General features: G+C 37.0%; 29 protein-coding genes. 23 read left to right on the plus strand and 6 right to left on the minus strand.

Annotated elements, in window-relative coordinates:
- The first annotated feature begins 136 nt into the window (after positions 1 to 136).
- Positions 137 to 1174, plus strand: a complete 1038-nt coding sequence (locus ACVBAX_RS05025) for a CAP domain-containing protein (protein WP_447116128.1) — start codon at positions 137 to 139, stop codon at positions 1172 to 1174.
- Positions 1175 to 1198: 24 nt separating this feature from the next.
- On the opposite strand, the gene ACVBAX_RS05030 is transcribed toward ACVBAX_RS05025, so the two are convergent.
- Positions 1199 to 1567 (minus strand): hypothetical protein, encoded by a 369-nt coding sequence (locus ACVBAX_RS05030; protein ID WP_430773804.1) that lies wholly within the window; start codon positions 1565 to 1567, stop codon positions 1199 to 1201.
- Between the two features lie 12 nt (positions 1568 to 1579).
- On the minus strand, positions 1580 to 2065 hold the full coding sequence (locus ACVBAX_RS05035; RefSeq protein WP_447116129.1) for a PaaI family thioesterase: 486 nt from the start codon (positions 2063 to 2065) through the stop codon (positions 1580 to 1582).
- A gap of 118 nt (positions 2066 to 2183) precedes the next feature.
- Between ACVBAX_RS05035 and ACVBAX_RS05040 the strand changes: the two genes are divergently transcribed.
- From ACVBAX_RS05040 to ACVBAX_RS05060, 5 genes are all read left to right on the plus strand, one after another.
- Positions 2184 to 2615, plus strand: coding sequence for a YlbD family protein (locus ACVBAX_RS05040; RefSeq protein WP_447116130.1), 432 nt, complete (start codon positions 2184 to 2186; stop codon positions 2613 to 2615).
- Between the two features lie 14 nt (positions 2616 to 2629).
- The gene (locus tag ACVBAX_RS05045; RefSeq protein ID WP_430773807.1) at positions 2630 to 2869 is read left to right on the plus strand and encodes a YlbE-like family protein; all 240 of its coding nucleotides are present in this window, start codon (positions 2630 to 2632) and stop codon (positions 2867 to 2869) included.
- 106 nt (positions 2870 to 2975) lie between these two features.
- A complete protein-coding gene (locus ACVBAX_RS05050) occupies positions 2976 to 3389 on the plus strand; it encodes a hypothetical protein (protein ID WP_430773808.1) in 414 nt (137 codons plus the stop codon).
- Positions 3390 to 3448: 59 nt separating this feature from the next.
- The gene (locus tag ACVBAX_RS05055) at positions 3449 to 3886 is read left to right on the plus strand and encodes a YlbF family regulator (RefSeq protein ID WP_447116131.1); all 438 of its coding nucleotides are present in this window, start codon (positions 3449 to 3451) and stop codon (positions 3884 to 3886) included.
- 96 nt (positions 3887 to 3982) lie between these two features.
- The gene (locus ACVBAX_RS05060) at positions 3983 to 4258 is read left to right on the plus strand and encodes a YlbG family protein (protein ID WP_119707429.1); all 276 of its coding nucleotides are present in this window, start codon (positions 3983 to 3985) and stop codon (positions 4256 to 4258) included.
- 31 nt (positions 4259 to 4289) lie between these two features.
- On the opposite strand, the gene ACVBAX_RS05065 is transcribed toward ACVBAX_RS05060, so the two are convergent.
- Entirely contained in the window at positions 4290 to 4679 is a 390-nt protein-coding gene (locus ACVBAX_RS05065; protein ID WP_430773811.1) for a DUF7147 family protein, read from the minus strand.
- Positions 4680 to 4834: 155 nt separating this feature from the next.
- Between ACVBAX_RS05065 and ACVBAX_RS05070 the strand changes: the two genes are divergently transcribed.
- From ACVBAX_RS05070 to coaD, 3 genes are all read left to right on the plus strand, one after another.
- Complete coding sequence (locus ACVBAX_RS05070) at positions 4835 to 6262, plus strand: stalk domain-containing protein (RefSeq protein ID WP_447116132.1); 1428 nt, start codon at positions 4835 to 4837, stop codon at positions 6260 to 6262.
- A gap of 296 nt (positions 6263 to 6558) precedes the next feature.
- Positions 6559 to 7122, plus strand: a complete 564-nt coding sequence (gene rsmD, locus ACVBAX_RS05075; RefSeq protein ID WP_447116133.1) for a 16S rRNA (guanine(966)-N(2))-methyltransferase RsmD — start codon at positions 6559 to 6561, stop codon at positions 7120 to 7122.
- A gap of 13 nt (positions 7123 to 7135) precedes the next feature.
- Positions 7136 to 7621, plus strand: a complete 486-nt coding sequence (coaD, locus tag ACVBAX_RS05080) for a pantetheine-phosphate adenylyltransferase (protein ID WP_447116134.1) — start codon at positions 7136 to 7138, stop codon at positions 7619 to 7621.
- A gap of 36 nt (positions 7622 to 7657) precedes the next feature.
- On the opposite strand, the gene ylbJ is transcribed toward coaD, so the two are convergent.
- Positions 7658 to 8872: a sporulation integral membrane protein YlbJ gene (gene ylbJ / locus ACVBAX_RS05085; RefSeq protein WP_447116135.1), complete on the minus strand. Its 1215-nt coding sequence runs from the start codon at positions 8870 to 8872 to the stop codon at positions 7658 to 7660.
- Between the two features lie 207 nt (positions 8873 to 9079).
- Here ylbJ and ACVBAX_RS05090 point away from each other — a divergent pair, with 207 nt between their 5' ends.
- Both ACVBAX_RS05090 and ACVBAX_RS05095 read left to right on the plus strand, forming a co-directional pair.
- A complete protein-coding gene (locus ACVBAX_RS05090; protein WP_447116136.1) occupies positions 9080 to 9862 on the plus strand; it encodes a patatin-like phospholipase family protein in 783 nt (260 codons plus the stop codon).
- A 5-nt stretch (positions 9863 to 9867) separates the two neighbouring features.
- Entirely contained in the window at positions 9868 to 10896 is a 1029-nt protein-coding gene (locus tag ACVBAX_RS05095; RefSeq protein ID WP_447116137.1) for a SepM family pheromone-processing serine protease, read from the plus strand.
- Positions 10897 to 10903: 7 nt separating this feature from the next.
- Here ACVBAX_RS05095 and ACVBAX_RS05100 read toward each other — a convergent pair whose 3' ends face one another.
- On the minus strand, positions 10904 to 12130 hold the full coding sequence (locus ACVBAX_RS05100; protein WP_447116138.1) for a nucleotidyltransferase: 1227 nt from the start codon (positions 12128 to 12130) through the stop codon (positions 10904 to 10906).
- Between the two features lie 164 nt (positions 12131 to 12294).
- Here ACVBAX_RS05100 and ACVBAX_RS05105 point away from each other — a divergent pair, with 164 nt between their 5' ends.
- From ACVBAX_RS05105 to ACVBAX_RS05120, 4 genes are all read left to right on the plus strand, one after another.
- Positions 12295 to 12819, plus strand: a complete 525-nt coding sequence (locus ACVBAX_RS05105; protein ID WP_447116139.1) for a YceD family protein — start codon at positions 12295 to 12297, stop codon at positions 12817 to 12819.
- Between the two features lie 84 nt (positions 12820 to 12903).
- Positions 12904 to 13077: a 50S ribosomal protein L32 gene (rpmF, locus tag ACVBAX_RS05110; RefSeq protein ID WP_023615018.1), complete on the plus strand. Its 174-nt coding sequence runs from the start codon at positions 12904 to 12906 to the stop codon at positions 13075 to 13077.
- A gap of 87 nt (positions 13078 to 13164) precedes the next feature.
- Positions 13165 to 13923, plus strand: a complete 759-nt coding sequence (locus ACVBAX_RS05115) for an enoyl-CoA hydratase/isomerase family protein (protein WP_447116140.1) — start codon at positions 13165 to 13167, stop codon at positions 13921 to 13923.
- Between the two features lie 120 nt (positions 13924 to 14043).
- Positions 14044 to 14622, plus strand: coding sequence for an RsfA family transcriptional regulator (locus ACVBAX_RS05120; RefSeq protein ID WP_430773820.1), 579 nt, complete (start codon positions 14044 to 14046; stop codon positions 14620 to 14622).
- A gap of 40 nt (positions 14623 to 14662) precedes the next feature.
- Here ACVBAX_RS05120 and ACVBAX_RS05125 read toward each other — a convergent pair whose 3' ends face one another.
- Positions 14663 to 15127, minus strand: a complete 465-nt coding sequence (locus ACVBAX_RS05125; protein ID WP_430773821.1) for an N-acetyltransferase — start codon at positions 15125 to 15127, stop codon at positions 14663 to 14665.
- Between the two features lie 248 nt (positions 15128 to 15375).
- Here ACVBAX_RS05125 and ACVBAX_RS05130 point away from each other — a divergent pair, with 248 nt between their 5' ends.
- From ACVBAX_RS05130 to rsmH, 8 genes are all read left to right on the plus strand, one after another.
- Complete coding sequence (locus tag ACVBAX_RS05130) at positions 15376 to 16710, plus strand: acetyl-CoA carboxylase biotin carboxylase subunit (protein WP_447116141.1); 1335 nt, start codon at positions 15376 to 15378, stop codon at positions 16708 to 16710.
- 15 nt (positions 16711 to 16725) lie between these two features.
- The gene (locus tag ACVBAX_RS05135; RefSeq protein ID WP_447116142.1) at positions 16726 to 16938 is read left to right on the plus strand and encodes an acetyl-CoA carboxylase biotin carboxyl carrier protein subunit; all 213 of its coding nucleotides are present in this window, start codon (positions 16726 to 16728) and stop codon (positions 16936 to 16938) included.
- Between the two features lie 37 nt (positions 16939 to 16975).
- Positions 16976 to 18511: an acyl-CoA carboxylase subunit beta gene (locus ACVBAX_RS05140; protein ID WP_447116143.1), complete on the plus strand. Its 1536-nt coding sequence runs from the start codon at positions 16976 to 16978 to the stop codon at positions 18509 to 18511.
- 110 nt (positions 18512 to 18621) lie between these two features.
- A complete protein-coding gene (locus tag ACVBAX_RS05145; RefSeq protein WP_447116144.1) occupies positions 18622 to 19524 on the plus strand; it encodes a 2-dehydropantoate 2-reductase in 903 nt (300 codons plus the stop codon).
- On the plus strand, positions 19525 to 19914 hold the full coding sequence (locus ACVBAX_RS05150; RefSeq protein ID WP_430773826.1) for a DUF3397 domain-containing protein: 390 nt from the start codon (positions 19525 to 19527) through the stop codon (positions 19912 to 19914).
- A 96-nt stretch (positions 19915 to 20010) separates the two neighbouring features.
- Positions 20011 to 21645, plus strand: a complete 1635-nt coding sequence (gene bshC / locus ACVBAX_RS05155) for a bacillithiol biosynthesis cysteine-adding enzyme BshC (RefSeq protein WP_447116145.1) — start codon at positions 20011 to 20013, stop codon at positions 21643 to 21645.
- 208 nt (positions 21646 to 21853) lie between these two features.
- The gene (mraZ, locus tag ACVBAX_RS05160; protein WP_251515898.1) at positions 21854 to 22285 is read left to right on the plus strand and encodes a division/cell wall cluster transcriptional repressor MraZ; all 432 of its coding nucleotides are present in this window, start codon (positions 21854 to 21856) and stop codon (positions 22283 to 22285) included.
- A 39-nt stretch (positions 22286 to 22324) separates the two neighbouring features.
- On the plus strand, positions 22325 to 23257 hold the full coding sequence (gene rsmH / locus ACVBAX_RS05165) for a 16S rRNA (cytosine(1402)-N(4))-methyltransferase RsmH (RefSeq protein ID WP_447116146.1): 933 nt from the start codon (positions 22325 to 22327) through the stop codon (positions 23255 to 23257).
- Positions 23258 to 23267 lie beyond the last annotated feature (10 nt).

The following is a 23267-nucleotide window of genomic DNA, read 5'->3' on the forward strand; positions in this document are numbered from 1 at the left end:
AGGATAAATAACTACCATATTAAGCTATTTAATTTTCTATGAAATACTATACTATTTATGTCATGCTTGCATACAATGATAGAAAGAATGATAGAGAGGAGGATGGCCTCTGAGAAGTTTAGGAAGAATATTGATATTGATTACTGCAATATTAGGAATTGTATTTTATTTTAATATTCAAGATGGTAACGAGGAGATACTTTTAGAAGACGAGACGCAAAAGAGAGGAAGTAACCAGGACTTATCAAATAATACGAGCGATGAAGGAACAAACTCGGACAGACCAACAGAGGGAGTGTCATCTTATATCGGAATGTCTATAGAAAGCTTGGAGGAAAGCTTAGGTCAACCTAACAGAGTAGATCAGACTTATTATGGGTTTGATTGGTGGATCTATAATGCTGACCCTGCCAATTATTCTCAGATTGGTGTGAAAGATGGGAAGGTAGTAACTGTTTATGCCATCGGTTCGGAAGTGAATATAAGTCCATTCAAAATAGGACAACATGTAGATGAAATTTTTTCTTCAAGTTATGTAGAAACAGAAGTAGGGTTGGAATATGAAGGAAGTTCTTACCAATTTGAGCTATCAGAGTCGGATCTAAATACAAGACCATTGTTAAAAATGGGGGACATCTTCGTTCAACTGTATATTGATAAATTCACGGCAACATTATCTAGCTTTAGGGTAATGGATGCAGAAACTTTATTGAAGCTAAGACCTTATGAATTGGTTTATTTTGGTGAGTTACAAGAAATTGAACCTAGAGAGATGGCACCAGATGAAAAAGTCGAGGATGCAAATGAAAAGCAAATATTTGATATTACGAATATTATGAGAATGAGATTTGGATTGGCTACTTTACAATGGGATGGAAATACGGCAAACGTAGCTTATGGACATAGTAAGGATATGGAAGAGAGCAATACTTTTTCGCATACATCTGAAAAGTTTGGGGAACTCTCCGATCGCTTAGAGGCCGGGGAGGTATTTTATCAGGTAGCTGGTGAGAATATTGCCGCAAACTATGCTGATGCACCAGCAGTAATGGAAGGTTGGTTAAATAGTAAAGGTCACCGGGAAAGCTTATTAAACGAAGACTTTACACATATCGGTGTAGGTGTATATAAAAAATATTACACGCAAAACTTTATCCAAGCATGGGAAGAATGACGAAAAGGAGCTGAGTGCTCCTTTTTATTTTTTTTGAATAATTTCATATCTACCAAAACGAAAATGGCCTTCCTTCCAATTACCGTACACACGCACTTCATCACCAAGCTGAAAATCATCATTCGTAAGGAATTTTCCTTTTACAATTGGAGTAATCTTTGAGACAGGAGTGGTTGTTTGATTATTTATAAGTGTGAGTTCGACAATATGTACATATCGATGATAATAAAAGCGTTCTTTTCTTATATTTATTTGATGAATCTTTCCTGTTACAATCGCTTCTTCATATACTTGCTCTAGTGCTAACCATTGCTCCGTATGAGATTGTAACTCTCGCTTTGAAATAATATAAAAGTAAATAATAATGATAGGTATAACAATGGCAGTTACCAAAATCGGTTCACCCTAAATTCTTTTTTCAATCACAAGAAAACTACCTGTCCCAATGGCAATCTTAACACCATCTGAACGATGAATTTCTGCGGACAATACGAGTGTTTTTGAGCCTTTATGTTCCATTTTCGCTCTACAGACCATATGTTCACCGATTCCAGCGGAAATATAATTTATATTCAGCTGGGTAGTGACGGCACCATAGCCATCAGGAACAAGTGAATTTGCTAATACACCCATTGCCGTATCAAGCAAAGTCGCAGTAATTCCTCCATGAACAATATGCAAAGTATTATATAAAAGAGGAGAAATGGGTATGGTTATTTCACAGTCAATATCCGTTATTTTACGTTCCATTTGCAAAAGACTAGAGATAAACGTTGTATTATTTCCTGATTTCCAAAGTTGAAAACCTTTAAGAAGCTGTTCGAGCAGTTCTAAGTCATGCTCGGTCGCATGAAGAACAATGTCTTGGATTTGTTTTTGAATATTCTCCATTTTATCCCTCCCTTTACCTTTCCTATCCGTTCCATTTTATCATGAAATCTAAGGTGCACATATTTTTCTTTTTTTCATATCGTATTATAGGCATTCGTTTATGTTGAGGTGAAATATAATGGCCAAAAAGCAACTACATCCTTCTATCGAAAAGTTCAAGGAGTATGTTCGAGCCCACCCTGAACTCATTAAACAGGTTAGAAGCGGGACAAAAACGTGGCAAGAGTTATATGAGGAATGGTATCTATTCGGTGAGGATGATTCTAAAGGAAATGAGAACGTTGATGAACGTAAAAAATCAACGGAAGCTTCAAAGGAAGAATCGTCTACTAACGAAGAATCATCGAAAAAGGATTGGATGTCAACCGTACTAGGTGCTGTGAAGAATATGGATCCAAACCAGCTTCAACATCATATCGTGAGTATTAGTTCTGCCTTAGGTGCGATTCAAGGTGTAATTTCCTCTCTACACGGAGGGAGTAGCGTCCAGAATCCGCCTAAAAAAAATGTAAGCCCACCATCACATCCATTTCAATTTAGGCAAGACTAGAAGGGGGCTATTGGATGCGAGAAGAAATAAATGAATATTTACGTATGCAACCACAATTAAAACAGTTCTTAAGGGAACAGCCAATTTGGTACAGAAAGCTCGGAAGAAATCCACATGATATACAAAGCTTTGAAATATCGGCATTACACCACTTTAAAAAGACCATTCCGCATCGTGTGGAGCAATTCAATCATAGTATACAAATGGCGAATATGATGATGAGTATGTTTCAAGCTATGAATAGTAACCAATAGGAAGCCTTCACTTTACGAAAGTTTGAAGGCTTTTTGGTTGCACTTTGACTAAGTTTGCTGATAATTGCACAAAATATGTAAAATTGTGTGATTGGGGGCAGCTGATTTGGTAAGGAAAATGGTCTTTGTTTTTCTGATTGTACTTCTGTTAAATGCATGTCATAAAGATATCCCAGATCCTGAAGTGAAAAGAGAAATATCCATTGTACCTATGCACACTGTAAGAGCAGAAAATGATGTGGTCGTGTTAGGAATGAAATCAGAACATTCATTTTCAGTTCAGCACCATGTTAAGGAAAATAATGTTTATGTTGAGTGCTTTATTCCAGATATTTCGTTTACGAATCGTAATACGAGCTTAATTGTCTCAGTGGATGGGAAACAAAAAAAAGTAGTAACAACAGCTGCTTTTATTATTAAAGGGCTCTCAAAAGGCTCCCATCAAATTCAATTACAAGTAGTTGAAAAAAATCAAAAAAGAGAAGATATGAAAAAAGATTTTGATGTTCTGATTCGGTAGAAGTAAAAAGTTCATTTCTGTGCTTATTCATGGTAAAATATGAATCGGAGGTGAGCGGATTGCTTGCTACATCAGAAAGTATAGAAATTTTAGAGTATGCGGATGAATTAGCTAAAATGGTGCTCGAGTCAACAGTGGTTGAGGCTTATTATATATGCTTGAATAATGTACAAAAAGATAAAGAAACACAAAAAAAAGTTAAAGCGTTTATACAAATGAAAGATCGTTATGAAGAAGTTGAACGCTTTGGAAGATATCATCCTGACTATAAAACGGTCATGATGGAAATCCGTAATTTGAAAAGAGAAGTTGATCTCGACCTCAATATAGCTGAATTCAAAAAAGCGGAGAATGATCTCCAAGCACTTCTTGATGAAATAAGTGTACTCATTGGCCGGTCAGTATCTGACTTTATCAAGGTTCCAACCGGAAATCCATTCTTTGAATCAAGTTGTGGTGGAGGCTGTAGCACAGGCGGAAGCTGTGGATGCTCATAAACTAACTGTAAGCATAGGAGAATTCCTATGCTTTTTTTATATAAATGTATGTGTTAGAATAAAAAGACAATTGTGTAATTAAAAAGGAGTAAAGCGATGCTAGGTCAACGTCAAGGAATTATTGTATGGCTATTTTCTCTTAAGCAAGCGAAAATGCTTCGCAAATTTGGGAATGTTCATTATGTATCAAAAAGATTGAAGTACGTGGTCTTATATTGCAACCAAGATGAAACCGAAACAATCATGGAAAAAATAAAAAGCTACTCCTTTGTCAAAAAAGTCGAGCCGTCCTTTAAACCTTTCTTAAAGGTTGAATACGAAAATTCGAGACCAGATAAAGCAAAGGAATACGACTATAAAATGGGGATTTAAAAGATCAGGAGGGATACCCCTTCCTGATCTTTTATTGTAATGGAGCGATATAATGATTTAAACGTAAGATACCGATTACGTATTGATAGAATAATTCCTTTTCCGAAAATGCAGTAGAAGGTTTTACATCAAATTGGATGATTTCTTTTCCGTATTCAAAAGCTAATTTTTCGAATAATTCAAAACGCTTGTTTCTTGTCACATGTGGATTTGGAATTCCTTCACGACATACATATAGTGGTTGGAAGTTTCCAGGGTCCGTGGGTTTTAAAACAACGATTAATGAAGTTACAGATCTTTTATTTATTTCTGTATGTAACGCCATGAAATGCATGAGTCGATGTTTATTTACTTTGGCAATTTCTAGTAATTCATATATATCTGAATAGCCCTCTCCTAATTCAATAAACCTTTGGATCAATAAAATGACCTCCTTTTTAGTTACATTGGACTTGCAGAATGGTGTCGAATTAAGTCAAGTTTCGTAATATATTCAAAAAATCTGTGTGACGTTATTTCTTCTATCTGCTATTGTAATGGTAAGAGATTTTAGAGATTTTAACAAGGGGAATAGATATGTGGAAGATACCATTCACATTTTTCATCATATTATCAGCTGTCATCAGTGGCTTGTTACTTTGGCAATGGGATGCCTATTCTAAGGAAATGGAACAGCCTGCTGACACGGAGCTTGCTAATCAAAAGATTTCTATTAAAACAGAAACTGACATGTTAATTATCACACAAAAGCTAAGTGGTCTTACTGGAAATAAGGAAATACCTTTTGCTCTTCCAAGTGAAGTAATTAACTGGAAATGTCTTCTTGAGGATGGAAGTGAATGTGAAAAACAGCAAGAAAGTGTAACCTCAATAAAACCCGATAATAAAGGAAATATTCAAATACAATTCACACTACCGATAAAAGCTAACGAAAAAGCTTTCCTTTTCAATCAATGGTTAGCTTCATTTTCAAATGTTCAAGTGACAGATACAAAGGTCGAGCTTATTGATTCGACAAAGAGAAATGGAACATGGGTAATGGGTATTCCCTTAATTGGTAACAAAAAGCTTGATCTTATTGATTACTATGTTTTTGAGGGCCAATTGGCTAACCCCTCCCTTTATTGGCAGGCAGGTTCTTTATTACAAGAAAAAGTCGACACGAAGCTTAGGATTTACTCAGAGCAGGATGGCAATCTGGATCAAACATATACCTCCCTACAGCAGATCTCAAACAGACCCCACATAACAGTGGTAATAACGAACCAGCTACAAGAGGGCAATGGCAATGGAATGATTATTTCTCGTCCAGACATAAAACCAGAAATGCTAGAAAAGAAACTACTTTACTCATTACTAAAATTAAAGTTTGACAATCTTCCAATAGAACAAAGCTGGTTAATTGATCTTCATGTGTCAATGTTATTAAACAGTGAAAGTCAAATTTCTAAGAGTAATCAAATAATCCAAGAATTAAAATTGAAGCTAACTGAAGCGGAGCTAGAGAGCTATCTCCAAGTATTTTTGTCAGAAGAAATTTTTTATACTCCTCAAAAGTTAGATGAAATACTGGCAAGTGTTACGGGGAAACCAACTACCTTCTTTGATGATAATAAAAAAGAAGATATGAATTTGATACCTTTGTATTTCTTAGAAAAGAGAAGTATATCTGTAAAGGGCAAAATTCAGAAAGATCTTCACATTATTTATATGGGTGATCAAAAGCTTTTCCCATTTGTTGAAACATTATCATCGCTAGGTTTTCAGGTAAAGGTTCTTTCTGATCATGAGACCTTACTGCTTACAAAGGGACTAAATAGTTATCGCTTTTACGTTAACCAAAATATATTTATTTATAATGAAGAAGACTATGGACTGTTAGAAAATCCACTGACAAAAATTAATCAAACCATTTATATTAATTATCAATGGTTAACCTCATTGTTTAACATACAAATTGAAGAGGATGAAAATACGGTCTATCTGAAAGAATCAACAGAATAAAAAAAGAAAACCCTGCAGAAAATTTTCTGCAGGGTCCTTCTATATCCTACTGGATAGAAGGCAAAGGGAGAGGAGAAACCGGAGGAAGAACTTATGGGGAAACGTAAGTCTTCTCCGCGGTTGGCAACAACATCTCGAATAGATGTTGTTATTTACATTATTTCCACTCCTTGGATGGATATACACGGAAAATTGATATTTTCTTTATAAGTTACAACTATTGGCTTCAAAAGGACATTGTGATAGGATAAGAAGGAAATTTACATGAAAATGAATTGATAGTGGTGAGTGAGACAATGAGGGTTGTATCAGGTGAATATAAAGGGAAAGCATTGAAAGCGGTTCCTGGGAACTCGACAAGACCTACTACAGATAAAGTGAAAGAATCGATTTTTAATATCATTGGACCTTATTTCAGTGGTGGAATAGGACTGGATTTGTTTGCTGGTAGTGGTGGGCTTGGTATTGAAGCGCTAAGTCGCGGAGTAGAAAAAGTAATCTTTGTCGATCGTGATGGAAAGGCAATTGCTACAATTAAGGAGAACCTACAAACATGTGGGGTATTAGAGCAATCAGAGGTATATAGAAACGATGCGGATCGAGCTTTAAAGGCGATTATAAAAAGGGAGATCATGTTTGACTTTATTTTTCTTGATCCTCCATATAAAAAACAACAACTTGAGCACTTGCTAGAAACCATACAAACTGAAAACCTCCTAACGAATAATGGAATTGTTGTTTGTGAGCACTCAAAGGATGTTTTCCTTCCTGTTGAGATAGGACGTTTGAAGCAAGTGAAATTCGAGAATTATGGGATTATTTCCATTTCAATTTATACTCTTAAATCGGAAGAAGAATAGGGAGTGACATCTTATGGCAAGTATTGCTGTTTGTCCAGGAAGTTTTGACCCGATTACATACGGCCATCTAGATATTATTACAAGAGGGGCAAAAGTATTTGACGAGGTTTTTGTTGTAGTATTAAGTAATTCATCTAAAAAACCTCTATTTTCAGTTGAAGAACGTACGGAAATGATCCGAGAAGTAACAAAGCACTTACCGAATGTTAAGGTGGACTCGTTTCAGGGGTTGCTCGTGGACTATGCTAGTTCAGTTGGAGCAAGTGCCATTATTCGTGGATTACGAGCTGTTTCAGACTTTGAGTATGAAATGCAAATCACTAGTATGAATAGAGTTTTAAATGACCAAATTGAGACATTCTTTATCATGACGAATAGTCAGTATTCTTTTTTAAGCTCAAGTATTGTAAAAGAAGTGGCAAAATACAAAGGTAAAATTTCTGAATTGGTTCCACCTCTAGTAGAAAAAGCACTAATGGAGAAGAACAAGGTCAAATGAATACATAAGAAAGCGAGCACCTAGAAGTGCTCGTTTTCATTTTACATTTAACCTTCTTGTATAAACAAAAATATAGATTACTAGAGAAACAATGGTCACGAGTGGACCGATTTGTGCTAGGTAAGAGTACGTGTTTAAAGCCCATGATCCTGTTTCTAGGACAGACACGGGGATAGCGTTCGAGGGTTGGTCACTTTTTGCTAATCCTTCGTATACCGTTCCCCAAAGCAAAAAGGCATATATAGCTGCGAAAAAACCGTGCATAATACGAGCAATAAAAAAAGGCTTAAAAGCAATATCGGTTTGAGAGGTAATACTTGCTACTTGTGCCTGTACACTAAATCCACTAAAGGCAAGAATAAAGCTAGTAATGATTGCTTGTTGCATAAGAGTTGCTTCCTGAACCTGACTTGTTAGCTGACTTCCCAAGGTAATCTCAAACAATCCAGAAATATAGGGAATGCTTAATACATCGGGTAAATGTAAGCTAACTAGGATAAACTCAACAAATTGACCTAAGAAGGCTGTGATGTGCAAATGGAACAGAAGCTTGTTTACCACCGAAAATAAAATGATAAACCCGCCAATCATAAGTAATGTCTGCACGGATGACATGACGGCATCTCCTAGCAGTCGTCCTAAAGGTCTTTGTTCTTTCAATCTTGTTCGATGCAGCTCTCTTAAAGCGAGAATAATAGAGAATTTCTGCTCTTTAGTACGCTTTTTCTCCTCTGTATCATTTCCGTAAAATCTCATAATTAAGCCAACTGAAATATTGCCAAGATAGTGAGCTAGAGCCAATAGAAAACCGAGTTTGGCATTTCCGAAAAAACCTATGGAAACAGCGCCAAATATAAAGAGGGGGTTTGAGCAATTCGTAAATGAAACTAATCTTTCTGCTTCTACTTTAGTTAATTGTCCTTCCTGCCTTAATCTTGCGGTGAGTTTAGCTCCTGAAGGGTATCCCGATGCCATCCCCATTGCCCAAACAAAGCCTCCAACACCAGGTACCTTAAATAGTGGACGCATAAGGGGCTCAAGTAATACTCCAATAAACTTAACAACTCCAAAACCTATAAGCATTTCTGATACGATAAAAAAAGGAAGTAAAGATGGAAAGACAATTTCCCACCACATGTCTAAGCCGCGAATAGACGCATCAACAGACTCTTGTGGGAAAGCTATTAATGAAATAGCCATTAATGTTACAGATAGTGCTAATACAACGGTTTTCAGTCTGGATCGAAACACACCTATATCCTCCCTTGAAGGTGAACTTACTGTGCAAGTATGGAAAGAAGTGATAAAATATGAGAAAAGTGGGGACCCCTACATGGAAGGTACAAATAGGATTTCTTTTATAGGTCTTGTCCTCATAAATCAATATACTCATACAAAATGAAAATAGACCATAAGATTAGAATAGGTAACGCAATCTTTTTAAAGGGGGAGGAGTACTTGTCTCGTCCGAAAATAGGATTAGCACTCGGTTCTGGTGGGGCAAGAGGCTTTGCCCATTTAGGTGTAATTAAAGTATTACAAGCCGAAAGTATCCCTATTGATTATGTTGCTGGAAGCAGCATGGGGGCACTAGTGGGCTGTTTTTATGGAGCAGGATTAGATGTAGAGAGACTATACAAACTATCAAAAGCCTTTAAAAGAAAATATTATTTAGATTATACTGTACCAAAAATGGGCTTTGTGGCTGGAAAACGAGTAAAGGAGCTTATCCGGGTATTTACTCATGGGAAAAATATTGAAGAGTTAGACATACCGGTTGCGGTGATAGCTACTGATTTAATGACTGGAGAAAAGGTTGTTTTCAAGGAGGGACCCATAGCAGATGCAGTTCGAGCAAGCATCTCTATTCCAGGAATCTTTGTGCCAGAAAAGCATAATGGTCGCTTGCTTGTAGACGGTGGCGTTGTTGACCGTATCCCCGTTTCTGTCGTGGAAGAAATGGGTGCAGATATTATCGTTGCTGTTGATGTTAGTCCAGTAAAATCTACAGCAGAAATTACCACGATTTATGATGTGATTATGCAAAGTATAGATATTATGCAAATGGAACTTGTTTCAAATCGTGAGGTAAAATCCGATGTTATGATTCGTCCTCCTGTACAAATGTATAATTCTCGTGCGTTTACAAATATCGAGGAGATTATCGCTATCGGAGAGGAGGAGGCTCTTAAAGCTGTACCAAAGATTAAAGAGCTGTTAAGTAATTGGAAGGGGTACTAGAATAAATGAACAAAAAATGGATCGGGCGTATCTTACTATATACAATTGCCATTGCCTTACTAGTCGGCGCCTTTTATTCACTACCATATTATATAACAAAGCCCGGAATGGCAAAGGAACTTGAACCCATTATTGACGTGCAAGGTGGGTACGAGGAAGAAGGAAGCTTTATGCTTACTACGGTTGTCATGGGGCAAGCAAATATTTATACGTATATGTTAGCAAAAATAAGTGAATACCAAGAAATTTATCCTTTATCAGCCATTCGAGCGGAAGAGGAAAGTGATGAGGAATATAAAGTAAGGCAATTGCATTCTATGTCTACCTCTAAGCTTGCCGCAATTGAGGTAGCTTACAAAAAAGCGAATAAACCGATCTCATTTGAATATAAAGGAGTTTATGTATTAAGTGTTATGGATGGAATGCCTGCCATGGGGCAATTAGAGCCTGGCGATCGAATTTTTCAAGTAGATGAACTTAACTTTAAATCATCAGAAGAATTTATCAACTATGTAAGTAAAAAACAAGCAGGCGATACAATCACTTTATATTTTGAACGGAATGAGAAGGAAGAAGATGTTACTCTTCCATTAAAAGCATTTGAAGCAGATCAAACAAAAGTAGGAGTAGGAATTGGTTTAGTGGACGATAAAGAAATTATTGTGGAGCCAGAGGTCACAGTTGAGACAAGTGATATAGGGGGCCCTTCAGCTGGACTTATGTTCTCTCTTGAAATATATAACCAATTGGTAAAAGAGGATTTAACAAAAGGTTACAATATCGCAGGGACTGGAACAATCGATGCAAACGGTACGGTCGGACGTATTGGAGGCATTGAACAAAAGGTTATTGCTGCTGATAAAGCAGATGCAGATATTTTCTTTGCTCCAAACGAGGATGGTGCTGATGCCTCAAACTATATAGCAGCCGTCCAAACAGCAAAGGATATTGAAACAGATATGAAAATCGTACCAATTGATACATTTGAAGATGCAATAACTTATCTAGAAGGATTAGAGAAAAAAGAAGAATAGCCACGAGCTATTCTTCTTTTTTTGAAATGAACATTGGTGATTGTGAATATTCTAAGGATAATGCACGATAACGGTAAGTTTTTTCCAAACCGAGTGAATATGTTTTGGCAGCCTTAATATCAAGTTCAATCTCTTTTCCATTGTAGGAGGCAAGTCTTGAGACTATCGGCAGACTACTGTGCTTTTTCCACTTGTTTAAGTACTGCCTTCCCAAATCTGTCATACCGAGCAAGCGAAGATAGCTAGCTCGGTCGCTCATGGCCCTCATTTGCTCTTTATTTGTATATGTCAAGATATGAACGCAAAGCCGTTGCAAACGTGTCCAGGTATACCTTTTTGTTTTTAGCAAGGTCATAAACTCGGAAAATGAATTTGCTTTATCAACCATTTGTAAGATTCGATTTTCTATTCCCTCTTCTACTTCGTAAATTCTAGCGAGTTCACTCTTTTCAGTTGTGAGTAAACGATATTGAAGAAGAGGCCAATAGTCTTCCCATTGAAGAAATTGCCCAAACAGTTCCTTATAGTCCACAAGTTCTGTGTAGGTGGTGTTAGGGACATAAGAGGAAAGCTCATTCAATTGTCCGTCATTCGAAAAGATAGATTTACGAATACTTGTCGCACTTGCAATATCAGTAGAGGATAATTCTGGATCGTGATAACCCGCATTTTTTCTCGCTATAGTTAGCGGTGTTAAGCTTAAGTTTAACTCTTCGATTGCTCGAATATATTGAAAGCCAAGAATATTGTTAGGTTTTGATAGGTCCATCATCTGACTTGAAGGCTTAAGCTCTTGGAAAGCGGAAGAAGTTGCTCTTGGATAACTCATTCCCTCATCCATGTTTTTTTTGATTAAGAGGTCATACGTTTCTTGATGTGTATGAATAAAACGTAGGGTAGAATAAAAGTCTTCTATGTGACCAGATTCACTACCAAAGCAGACATAGTCACAACCTGCAGCTGCTAAAAGGTCAATTGCTCCACGCGCAAAGATTTCCGCCTTTTGGGTTGCAAAAGCGTAAGGCAGTTCAAAGACAATATCCACACCACCTAATAATGCCATCCTAGCTCGATGCCATTTTGATAAAAGGGCAGGTTCTCCACGCTGTAAAAAAGGTCCGCTCATGACAGCGATGACCACATCAGCACCTGACAAAATTTTTGATTGTTCCACATGGTAGAAATGTCCGTTATGAAATGGGTTGTACTCAACTACTACTCCAACAGCTTTCATAAAAAACTCCTTGATTTTATTGTGAAAAATAAAGATAATAAGCAAATAATGATTTTTTACGATTAAGAACGATGTTTAATGTCTACATTATAGTGTAAAGAAAAAATATTGACAAATAATTATATGAAAGCTATAATTACCTTTGTTGCCTTGAGGTGATTCGTATGAAATGGACATTAAGTCAGTTACAAAAATATCGAAGCAAGGACTTTCCTGTCGATGAAACAGTTAATATGGAAGAGATTATAAAGATTGATCCTACCATACGTCGCGTATCACCAATTCGTGTGACGGGACGGGCTGATATAGATTCGTCAAAAGTAACCTTTCATTTAAAAATAAAGGGTTATCTCGTGTTGCCTTGTTCTCGTACGTTAGTTGACGTGAATTTTCCAATTGATGTCGAAACAACAGAAACTTTCCTCTTAAAAGGACTCGATTATGAGCTTGAAGAGGAAGTTCATCAAGTAAAAGGTGAAGTGATTGATCTTTTACCGGTCATACAAGAAATCCTTTTGCTAGAAGTACCCATGCAAGTGTTTTGTGAAGACTATACTGGGGCGGATGGTGCTCCTCAATCTGGTAAAGATTGGGAAGTTATTCATGAACAGGATAAGCAGGATAAGATTGATCCTCGTCTAGCGGGACTTGCGAAATTACTGGATCAAAATGATCCTTCTTCACAATGAATGTGAAGAAGACAAGAAACATTTGAGGCTCAAGGAAACTTGGACTTCATAACTTTCTTAATACTCTTTAAGGAGGTGGGAAGAATGGCTGTACCTTTTAGAAGAACATCTAAAACTGCGAAAAGAAAGCGTCGTACTCACTTTAAACTACAAGTACCTGGTATGGTAGCATGCCCAAACTGTGGTGAAATGAAACTTGCTCACCGTGTATGTAAAGCTTGTGGAACATACAAAGGAAAAGAAGTTGTAAACGACTAATTTGAATGGCGTAAGCGTCTTACTTAATAGTAAGGCGCTTTTTGCGTTTTTGTTTTATTTACTCTTTTATCCGCAGGAGGGATTTCTTTGGCTTACGAGATTATAGAATTAAAAGAAGGCTTTTTACAATTTGTTATCAAACGGCATGAAAGAAGAAATGCAGTGAATTTTGAAGTGATGGACGGTCTTCAAAAAGCTATTGATGAGGTGAAGAAATCCAACCATTTAGGACTGGTTATAACAGGTGAAGGAGATAAAGCGTTTTGTTCTGGTGGGGATTTGTCTGTTTTTCATAAATTAAAGACAGAGGAAGAAGCATACGCTATGCTCTCAAGAATGGCAGATATTCTATTTGACTTGTTTATGCTTCCAAAGCCGACTATTGCTTTATTAAACGGAATAGCGATTGGTGGAGGTTGTGAAATAGCAACGGCATGTGATTTCCGATTTGCTCATTCAAGTGTTACAGCTGGATTTGTACAAGGAAATCTAGCCATTACAACTGGGTGGGGTGGGGGAACGATGCTCTTTGAGAAACTACCTTCTAGTCAAGCTCTATCAATGCTTATGAAAGCAAAGATATATGAAGCTTCAGAGTTAAAAGAAATGGGTTTTGTTGATTATTTGTATAAAGGCAGTCATATAGAAGGCTTGCGAGCAGGATTAGAGACGATACCGTCCATAGAGATTGATGTACTTCAAGCTTATAAGCAAATTGTTCTTAGTAGAAGAGATCCACTTAAATTGAAGGAGCAAGTGATAAGGGAAGTTCGACAATGTTCCATTCTATGGGAAAAAGACGCCCATCATGAGAAGGTGAACCATTTCATCAACAGAAAAAAATAGTAATTTATAAACATTTTTTACGTTTAAAAGAGAATTTGTTTCGAAACCTCTTATATTATCAGTCTATCTTTCCTAGTAGAAGCATATGAATGAATAAAAAACACTAGGAGGGATTTGACAATGCCAACAAATCGTCAAGATGCTTGGTCACAAGATGAAGATTTGCTACTTGCTGAAGTAGTTTTACGTAATATTAGAGAAGGTGGAACACAGCTGCAAGCATTTGAGGAAGTAGGAAAACAGCTTTCAAGAACTGCTGCTGCTTGCGGATTCAGATGGAACTCCTACGTACGTAAGCAATACAAATCTGGAATTGAAATAGCAAAAAAACAGAGAAAAGAACTAAAGAAGAATGCTATTGCTCCAAGTGAGCTTGAGGAATTTGAAGAAAGTGCTTTAACTGAGCAACCTGCAGTCGAAGTACAGCAGACTCGCTCCTATCAAATAGAATTTAATGACCTTGTTGCTTTCTTAAAGGAACTGTACGATAAAGCAGATTCAAGTCAAAAGGAAGAGCATGATAACTATAAAAAGCACATACAAGAATTAGAAAAACAGCTTTATTATTTAGCGGCAGAAAATGAGAAGCTTGAAAAGGAATTAAAGCTTATTGAACAAGATTATAAAGCGCTTATAGATATTATGGAGAGAGCTAGAAAGATGGTCGTTTTACACGAAGAAGATCGGCAGAAAAAATAAATTATAATCAGATAAAGCGGACAAATGTCCGCTTTTCTATTTATTCCTTTTCCAAATCGCTTGACCAGATTAATGGGTTTTCACCAAAGTCCCGTCCAAGATCGTATTCAACTGGTTGGAATCCCATATGAACCCAAAAGTCTCTAGAATTTACTCTTGGGTTTGTCTTAATCGGAAGACCGAAATTTTTGGCAAATGCTACTAAAGCAGAACCGTACCCTTTGTGCTGGTAATCTGGTAAAACTTCAAGCTTCCATAGCTCTAAATAGTCACATGGTGGTTCAAAGTAGCGGTTGTATTTAGCGTCTACTTGATACAAGCTCATACGTGCTACAAGCTTATCACCAAAATAAATTCCGTAAAAAGGAGATTCACTATCATTCTCTATAATATTTGCCTCTAAATCCTCTACCATCGAGAGCTCTTGTAATCCATATTCCTTAAACTTTTTAAACTCTTCTAGTGTTTTATAATTTACTTTTAGTTTTACAACCTTGTACCCCATATACCTTCCCCCTTGTCTTGTTGCAGTGAAATTCGTTTTATTTTGTATAAGTTTATTTCCCCTTGAATAAACATGAATGGAATCTTCACTACTGCAAATGAACTAGAATTGCTTTAATTATATAACAAATTAACGAAAAATTCTGCTTAATATTTAAGAAAACGCTTTCAAAATTAGAAGGAAATTGGCATTCTAATGAAGAAATGATCTTAGATGCTTCAAATGTCCAATTAGAAAGGGGAACAAAGATGCAAAAGATTCTTATTGCTAATCGGGGAGAAATAGCTTCAAGAATTATAAAAACATGCAACAAGATGGGTATTCAAACCATTGCTATTTATTCAGATGCAGACAAGGATTTACCTTTTGTATCCGAGGCAACAATTTCCTATCGAATCGGTGAAGCTCCTGTCGGTAAGTCATATATGAATCAAAAAGCAATTTTACAGATAGCTAAAAAAGAGAAGGTAGATGCTGTCCATCCTGGGTATGGATTTTTATCAGAAAATGCTAGCTTTGCCGAAGAAATTAGAAAAGAAAGTTTTATTTTTATTGGACCGAATCCCAATACCATACAAATGATGGGAGATAAAATCCTTTCACGTGAAAAGATGTTGGAAGCAGGGATTCCCGTTGTACCTGGTAGTAATGAAGCACTTACGACAGAAGAAGACGCAGTAGCAGTAGCAAATTCAATAGGTTATCCTGTGATTTTAAAAGCAAGCGGAGGTGGTGGTGGGATCGGAATGGTCCGGTGTGATGACGAAAAAACTCTCCGAAAGAACCTGGAAACTACCCAAAAAAGAGCAAAAACTTATTTTGCAAACGAGAAAGTATATGTTGAAAAGTACATACAATATGCACGCCATATAGAAGTCCAAATATTTGGTGACAAGGCAGGGAATATTGTTCATTTATTCGAAAGGGATTGTTCGATTCAACGTCGTCATCAAAAGGTTGTAGAAGAATCACCTTCTCCATTTTTATCAAAGAGTGTTAAAGAGAAAATGCTCCAAGCGGCTGTACGGGCAGCAAAAGCAGTAGGGTATGAGAATGCTGGAACAGTAGAATTTATCGTTGATGAAGAGGAGAATTATTATTTCCTTGAGATGAATACAAGATTACAAGTCGAGCATCCAGTTACAGAAGCCATAACTGGCTTAGATCTTGTAGAATGGCAAATTCTCGTGGCGAGGGGAGAAACATTGCCTTATAAGCAGGAGGAGCTGGAATCAAAAGGGCATGCCATTGAATTTCGATTATATGCAGAAGATCCTGTGACCTTTATGCCTTCACCAGGGCATATTGAGGTATTGGATTGGGGGAAAGGTGATACGAGAGTAGACTTTGGATATAAAGCGGGTGTAGCGGTAACTCCTTATTATGATCCAATGATCGCGAAATGTATTGTTCATGCGGAAAATAGAGATGAAGCTATTGAAAAAGCAACAGTTTTTTTTAATCAATTTCAATTACAAGGAATAAAAACCAATGCTCCATTATTTAAGCATATTTTAAACGACACTGACTTTAAAACCGGCAAGTATTTTACTAATTACTTATCTATAAAAAGATTTAACTAACAAGGGGGAGTTTTTATGGTGCAAATTACATCTACTATGGCGGGGACAATTCTTCAAATCAACATCTCAGTTGGTGATCAAGTTGAATACAATCAAGAAATTGCTATCCTGGAATCAATGAAAATGGAAATTCCTGTGGAAAGTCAAGAAGCGGGAAGAGTGAAGGAGATAAAAGTTGCTGAGGGTGATTTTGTTAATGAAGGAGACGTCTTAATCGTACTGGAATAAAGAGATAAGGCCATTAACCAGACGAGGAGGGAAAAAGATGGAGAAGCATTTTTCGGAACAATTAGGGGAAAGAATTAGGAAGATTGAAGACGGTGGTCACAAGAAGTATCATGAGAAACTTGAGGAACAAAAAAAGCTTTTTGTCAGAAAGAGATTAGAGCTTTTATTTGATGAGGGCATTTATGAGGAGGATGGAAAGTTTGCCAATTGTAAAAAGGAGGATCTTCCAGCAGATGGTGTTATTACAGCTTTAGGGAAGATTAAGGGGCGGACGGTTTGTGTCATGGCCAATGACTCCACTGTGAAAGCTGGTTCATGGGGAGCTAGAACGGTTGAAAAGATTATACGAATTCAGGAAGTGGCTGAGAAATTAAAGGTTCCCCTTCTGTACTTGGTTGATTCAGCAGGGGCTCGGATTACTGATCAACTTGACATGTTTCCAAATCGTCGGGGGGCAGGGAAAATATTCCATAATCAAGTGAAACTATCAGGGATGATCCCTCAAATTTGTATTTTGTTTGGTCCATCTGCAGCAGGTGGAGCTTATATTCCTGCGTTCTGTGATATTGTAATTATGGTCGATGGAAATGCCTCGATGTACCTTGGGTCACCACGTATGGCAGAAAAGGTTATTGGTGAAAAGGTTACATTAGAGGAGATGGGCGGAGCAAGAATGCATTGTTCGGTCAGCGGCTGTGGGGATGTACTTGCTCAAAGTGAAGGTGATGCAATTAAACAGGCTATTACCTATTTGCAATATTTCCCACAAAACTTTCAGGAGAAGCCAAGCATAATCAAAGCCGTGGATGCAAAATTTGAAAAGCATCTCGAGGAGATTGTACCCTCAAATCAAAATGCACCATTTAATATGTATGACTGTATTGATACATTGGTGGATGAAGGAAGCTTCTTTGAGATAAAAAAACTGTTTGCAAGGGAACTTATTACCGGATTGGCTAGGATGAATGGTAGGGTGGTGGGTATTATTGCCAATCAGCCAAAGGTGAAGGGGGGCGTCTTGTTTATTGATTCAGCTGATAAAGGAGCAAAGTTCATTCAATTATGCGACGCGTTTCATATCCCATTATTATTTTTAGCAGATGTTCCAGGCTTTATGATTGGTACAAAAGTAGAAAGAGCTGGAATTATTCGTCACGGAGCTAAATTAATTGCCGCCATGAGTTCAGCTACCGTTCCAAAAATCTCCGTCATAGTTAGGAAAGCTTATGGTGCAGGATTATACGCGATGGCTGGTCCTGCATTTGAACCGGATTATTGTGTGGCGTTACCAACAGCTCAAATTGCCGTCATGGGTCCTGAGGCGGCGGTAAACGCAGTATACTCGAATAAGATTAATGAGATCTCTGATCCTAAAGAGCGGTTTGCCTTTGTGAAAGAGAAGCATGAGGAATATAAAGAGCATATTGATATTTACAAATTAGCTTCCGAATTAATTGTTGATGACATTGTAGGGGCGAATGATTTGCGACAGGTGTTGAGTCAGAGATTTTCCATGTATGAAACAAAGGATGTTGTATTCAGCACAAGAAAGCATCCGGTGTACCCTGTGTGATAAAGGCCTCTCTTCTGGAGGTCTTTTTTGATACGAATGACCTTTCTAATACCTTCTTTCAGTTTATTCTGGTAAACTAATAGTAATATTGACGCATCGAGGGAGATAGAATGAAAATTGCGATCATTGGCGGTGGAGCAATAGGTCTTTTGTTCGCTTCATACTTACAAGAAGAAAATGATGTAATCCTTTACACGAGGTCAGAGAATCAGAGTGAAAGTATACGTACGAATGGGTTGGTAAGGAAAAATGGTGAAGAATCGTTCTGTTTGCCTATCAACGTTCGACCGATTAGTCAATGGGACGAAACTGGAATTGAACTTGTGATTCTGTGTGTGAAGGAATATATGTTAGATAAAATAGTAAAGAATCTAACTTTTTCTGCCAACATACCATTATTGTTTGTTCAGAATGGAATGGGACATATAGATCTTCTAAAAAAAATAAATACAAGATCCCTATTTATAGGTTCTGTTGAGCATGGAGCATTAAAAGTAAATAACCATACGGTGAATCATACAGGTATTGGGGTAACGAAACTAGCAATATTTCGAACGGTTGAAGCAGACCGGTGGATACTTGATGAACTTATCTTACAGTCGATAAAGAATTTTCCTGCTCAATTTGAAGAGGATTACATGGTCATGCTAACGAAAAAACTCGTTGTGAATGCGGTAATAAATCCTTTAACAGCTATATTAGGTGTTACCAATGGAAGTCTTTTAACAAATAAATACTATCTAATGTTATTTGAACAGTTGTTTGATGAGATTTGTCTTGCACTAAGTTTAGACTCTCATACATATCATGAAAATCTTGTTCACGTGTGTAAAAATACAGCGCAAAATGAGTCGTCTATGCTGAAGGATATAAAAAATGGAAGAAGAACAGAAATTGATGCCATTCTCGGGTATGTTCTAAAGGAAGCACAAAGGAAGGAAATAAAAGTGCCGCTCACTTTAGCCTTTTATCATTGCATTAAAGGCAAAGAAATAAAGGAGGAGGGGATGTAAATGGGAAGCTTTTTTGCTACAGTATTTGCCACATTAGTGACGGTTCCAATTATAGGGTATTTTGTTGTCTTTGTTATTGCTAAGCAGATTACAAAAAAACATAGAAAAGCAGTTCATATTGCTTTGGATATCACTACGGTTCTTTTTATCCTTTCAGTTCATTATCTTATTGTTACGATCTGGGACTTTTCTTTACTGTGGTTAATTCTTATATTAATGATTGCCATGGCCATTTTATCTTTACTCCTTCAGTACAAATTAAATGAAGAAGTTGATTTGAAAAAAGTGTTCCGGGGATTTTGGAGGTTCAATTTCTTATTATTTTTTTCTACCTATATCATATTAATATGCGTAGGTATCTTTTTAAGTGTAACAGAATCAATTAGGTGAACGAATTCATGTTGAAGATGCAAAGGTTTTTATTTTCCATAAACACAGTGCTATACTGAAGATTAGAAATACTGTAAAGAGAAAGGAAGTACATAAATGGAGATGGTTAATCTCTTTCTCCCATCAACGAATCAGTTTGCTACCGATTATAGTACTGGGAATTCATTCATACGTCCGTTATTTCATTATCAATTTCAAGAAAATGAGAGCTACAAGAAAAGAGTAAAGGATCTAGAAAATATAAGTTTTAAAAGGGAAGAGCTTGCGGACTATATTGGGGAGTATATGAGTAAGTTCCCAAGTTCGAACGAGGTTGATACATCAATTTCTAAATTAAGAAATCCTGATAGCGTGGTGGTCATTGGAGGACAACAAGCTGGTATATTAACAGGACCTCTATACAGTATACATAAGATCCTCTCTATTATTTTGTTTGCTAAGAAGCAGGAAGCAGAACTGTCTGTTCCGGTTGTTCCGGTTTTCTGGATAGCGGGTGAGGACCACGACTATGATGAAGTGAATCATATTTTTGTAGAAAAAGACAATCAACTTGAAAAGTCAATCTACCCTGAGAAGCTTCTTGATAAACGAATGGTTTCTAATATTGAGATCAAGAAGGATGTTTTAAGAAATTGGGTTACTGACATCATCTCCTCCTATGGCGAGACGGAACACACGAATTCCCTGCTTCATTTTGCAGATGCTGCGATTGAGAAGTCAGTAACGTTAGTTGACTTTTTTGCACATATTACGATGAGTCTGTTTAAAGATTATGGTTTACTTATTGTGGATTCCGGCGATAAGGGATTAAGAAAACTGGAAAAAGAATACTTTATTAATCAAATTAAAAGTACAAAAGAGATCACCGAAAAGGTAAAAAAGAAGCAGCGAGAACTCGAAGGTATAGGAATGGCACAAACGATTGTAATTAACGATCATTGTGCAAACCTCTTTTATTATGATGAAAATACTCATGAGAGGATTTTATTAGATTATATTCCAGAACGACAACAATTTATAGGTGCGTCTGGTTCTATCTCTTTTTCCTACGATGAAATGCTAGAAATTGCTAGTGAGTTTCCTGAACGCTTAAGCAATAATGTCGTCACGAGACCACTTATGCAAGAGTGCTTGTTTCCAACATTAGCGTTTATTGCAGGGCCAGGAGAGATTGCGTACTGGGCTGAATTAAAAGAAGTGTTTGAGCATTTTGATATGAAAATGCCACCGATTGTTCCACGGCTAAACATTAGTTTGATTGAACGAAATGTGAGCTCAGACATAGAAGAGCTAGGGTTAAAGCTAGAAGACGTGTTAACTGCTGGAACGAAAAAACAAAAGGAATTATTTCTAGATGCCAACCGTGACAGTAGTTTTCAGACATTGTTTGCTCAAACAAAAGACCAGCTAGTCGAAAACTACCTGAAAATTGAGAGAAAGACCGAGCAACATTATAAGGGCATGCTTCCATTGTTGAAAAAAAATGAAAGCTTACTTTTAAAGCAAATTGAGTTTATGGAAAATCGACTTGAACTTGCGTTGCTACAAAAGCATGAAGTGGTTATAGAAAAATATAATCGGATCGAACGTAAACTGAAGCCTTCCGGTTCACCGCAAGAAAGAATCTGGAACCTCTTTTATTTTCTTAACCATTACGGACTCTCGTTTGTTGATGAATTATTAACACAACCGTATTTGTTTGATGGAAGTCACCAAGTGGTAAAATTATAAACTAGGAAAGACCTTGTCGTTATGATAAGGTCTTTTTTGTCGGTTTTTATAAATTTTTAAATGATTTTAAAGCTTTTTATAAGAAAAAGGGGAATCATTCTCATTCTACTTTTGCAGGAAAATAACAGTGGGGGGAGAATTTATAAAAACATGTGGAGGAAAGTGGGGGATTGTGGTACATTTAGGGTAGAGAGTGGGGGTAGCGGGCATGTTTATGGGTGAATACCATCATAATGTTGATACGAAGGGACGTTTAATTGTGCCTGCAAAGTTTCGTGAACACTTAGGAGAAACCTTTGTGCTAACACGCGGCTTAGATCAATGTTTATTTGGTTATCCTCTTAGTGAATGGGATCAGATTGAGGAAAAGCTCAAAGGGTTACCATTAACTAAAAAAGACGCTCGTGCATTTACCCGTTTTTTCTTCTCAGGTGCGACTGAATGTGAAGTGGATAAACAAGGAAGAATAAACATTGCTACTCCACTAATGCAATACGCAAAGCTTGAAAAAGAATGCGTCGTTCTCGGAGTCTCAAACCGAATTGAAATTTGGAGTAAGACATTATGGGAAGAATACTTTACAGAATCTGAGCAATCTTTTGCTGAAATTGCAGAGAATATGATTGGATTTGATATTTAAGGATTCTATTCATGGGCGTAATTCGAAAGGTGGACAACAATGTTTGAACATACTACCGTGCTTTTGCACGAAACTGTTAATGGACTCAATATAAAACCAGATGGTATATATGTGGACTGTACAATGGGTGGAGCGGGGCATAGTGCGCTTATCCTATCCAAGTTGTCAAAGGAAGGAAGATTATTTGCCTTTGACCAAGATGACATTGCCATTGAAAATGCAAAGGGAAAATTAGCTGCATATGAAGGGCAATTAACTATTGTGAAAAGTAATTTTCGATACCTGCAAGAGGAATTAAACAAGCTAGGAATTGAAAAGGTTGATGGAGTTCTATATGATTTAGGCGTTTCCTCCCCACAATTAGACACACCGGAACGAGGATTTAGTTATCACCATGATGCCCCTTTAGACATGAGAATGGATCAACAGGCAGACCTCTCCGCATATGACGTTATTAATTCCTGGAGTTTTGAAGAGCTTGTGAAAATATTTTTTAAATATGGAGAAGAAAAATTCTCTAAACAAATTACTAGGAAAATTGAGGCGGCAAGAGAAATAAAGCCAATCTCAACAACAGGAGAGCTAGTGGACTTGATTAAAGAGGGAATACCTGCTCCAGCTCGAAGAAAAGGTGGACATCCAGCTAAACGAATTTTTCAAGCAATCCGAATTGCAGTAAATGACGAATTAGGTGTATTTGAAGATTCGTTAAATCAAGCGATTGATTTACTGAACCCTGGTGGGAGAATTAGTGTCATTACTTTCCACTCATTAGAGGACCGGATTTGTAAGGTGATATTTAAGAAGGCGAGTGACACACCAGACCTTCCAAAAGGATTGCCTATTATCCCGGATGAGTTCAAACCAGAACTAAAGTTAATTACGAGAAAACCAATTGTGCCATCAGAAGAAGAATTAGAGCAAAACAATCGAGCACGTTCGGCAAAGTTACGCATTGCCGAAAAGCTGTAAACCTATCTAG

The organism is Robertmurraya sp. GLU-23, from assembly GCF_052983275.1.

Excerpts from the sequence above, each read along its gene's own strand:
- ACVBAX_RS05035 (WP_447116129.1), bottom strand. The coding sequence starts at position 2,065 with ATGGAGAATATTCAAAAACAAATCCAAGACATTGTTCTTCATGCGACC.
- ACVBAX_RS05040 (WP_447116130.1), top strand. The coding sequence starts at position 2,184 with ATGGCCAAAAAGCAACTACATCCTTCTATCGAAAAGTTCAAGGAGTAT.
- ACVBAX_RS05045 (WP_430773807.1), top strand. The coding sequence starts at position 2,630 with ATGCGAGAAGAAATAAATGAATATTTACGTATGCAACCACAATTAAAA.
- ACVBAX_RS05060 (WP_119707429.1), top strand. The coding sequence starts at position 3,983 with ATGCTAGGTCAACGTCAAGGAATTATTGTATGGCTATTTTCTCTTAAG.
- ACVBAX_RS05070 (WP_447116132.1), top strand. The coding sequence starts at position 4,835 with ATGTGGAAGATACCATTCACATTTTTCATCATATTATCAGCTGTCATC.
- rsmD (WP_447116133.1), top strand. The coding sequence starts at position 6,559 with ATGAGGGTTGTATCAGGTGAATATAAAGGGAAAGCATTGAAAGCGGTT.
- coaD (WP_447116134.1), top strand. The coding sequence starts at position 7,136 with ATGGCAAGTATTGCTGTTTGTCCAGGAAGTTTTGACCCGATTACATAC.
- ACVBAX_RS05095 (WP_447116137.1), top strand. The coding sequence starts at position 9,868 with ATGAACAAAAAATGGATCGGGCGTATCTTACTATATACAATTGCCATT.
- ACVBAX_RS05100 (WP_447116138.1), bottom strand. The coding sequence starts at position 12,130 with ATGAAAGCTGTTGGAGTAGTAGTTGAGTACAACCCATTTCATAACGGA.
- ACVBAX_RS05105 (WP_447116139.1), top strand. The coding sequence starts at position 12,295 with ATGAAATGGACATTAAGTCAGTTACAAAAATATCGAAGCAAGGACTTT.
- rpmF (WP_023615018.1), top strand. The coding sequence starts at position 12,904 with ATGGCTGTACCTTTTAGAAGAACATCTAAAACTGCGAAAAGAAAGCGT.
- ACVBAX_RS05120 (WP_430773820.1), top strand. The coding sequence starts at position 14,044 with ATGCCAACAAATCGTCAAGATGCTTGGTCACAAGATGAAGATTTGCTA.
- ACVBAX_RS05125 (WP_430773821.1), bottom strand. The coding sequence starts at position 15,127 with ATGGGGTACAAGGTTGTAAAACTAAAAGTAAATTATAAAACACTAGAA.
- ACVBAX_RS05130 (WP_447116141.1), top strand. The coding sequence starts at position 15,376 with ATGCAAAAGATTCTTATTGCTAATCGGGGAGAAATAGCTTCAAGAATT.
- ACVBAX_RS05135 (WP_447116142.1), top strand. The coding sequence starts at position 16,726 with ATGGTGCAAATTACATCTACTATGGCGGGGACAATTCTTCAAATCAAC.
- ACVBAX_RS05140 (WP_447116143.1), top strand. The coding sequence starts at position 16,976 with ATGGAGAAGCATTTTTCGGAACAATTAGGGGAAAGAATTAGGAAGATT.
- ACVBAX_RS05145 (WP_447116144.1), top strand. The coding sequence starts at position 18,622 with ATGAAAATTGCGATCATTGGCGGTGGAGCAATAGGTCTTTTGTTCGCT.
- ACVBAX_RS05150 (WP_430773826.1), top strand. The coding sequence starts at position 19,525 with ATGGGAAGCTTTTTTGCTACAGTATTTGCCACATTAGTGACGGTTCCA.
- bshC (WP_447116145.1), top strand. The coding sequence starts at position 20,011 with ATGGAGATGGTTAATCTCTTTCTCCCATCAACGAATCAGTTTGCTACC.
- mraZ (WP_251515898.1), top strand. The coding sequence starts at position 21,854 with ATGTTTATGGGTGAATACCATCATAATGTTGATACGAAGGGACGTTTA.
- rsmH (WP_447116146.1), top strand. The coding sequence starts at position 22,325 with ATGTTTGAACATACTACCGTGCTTTTGCACGAAACTGTTAATGGACTC.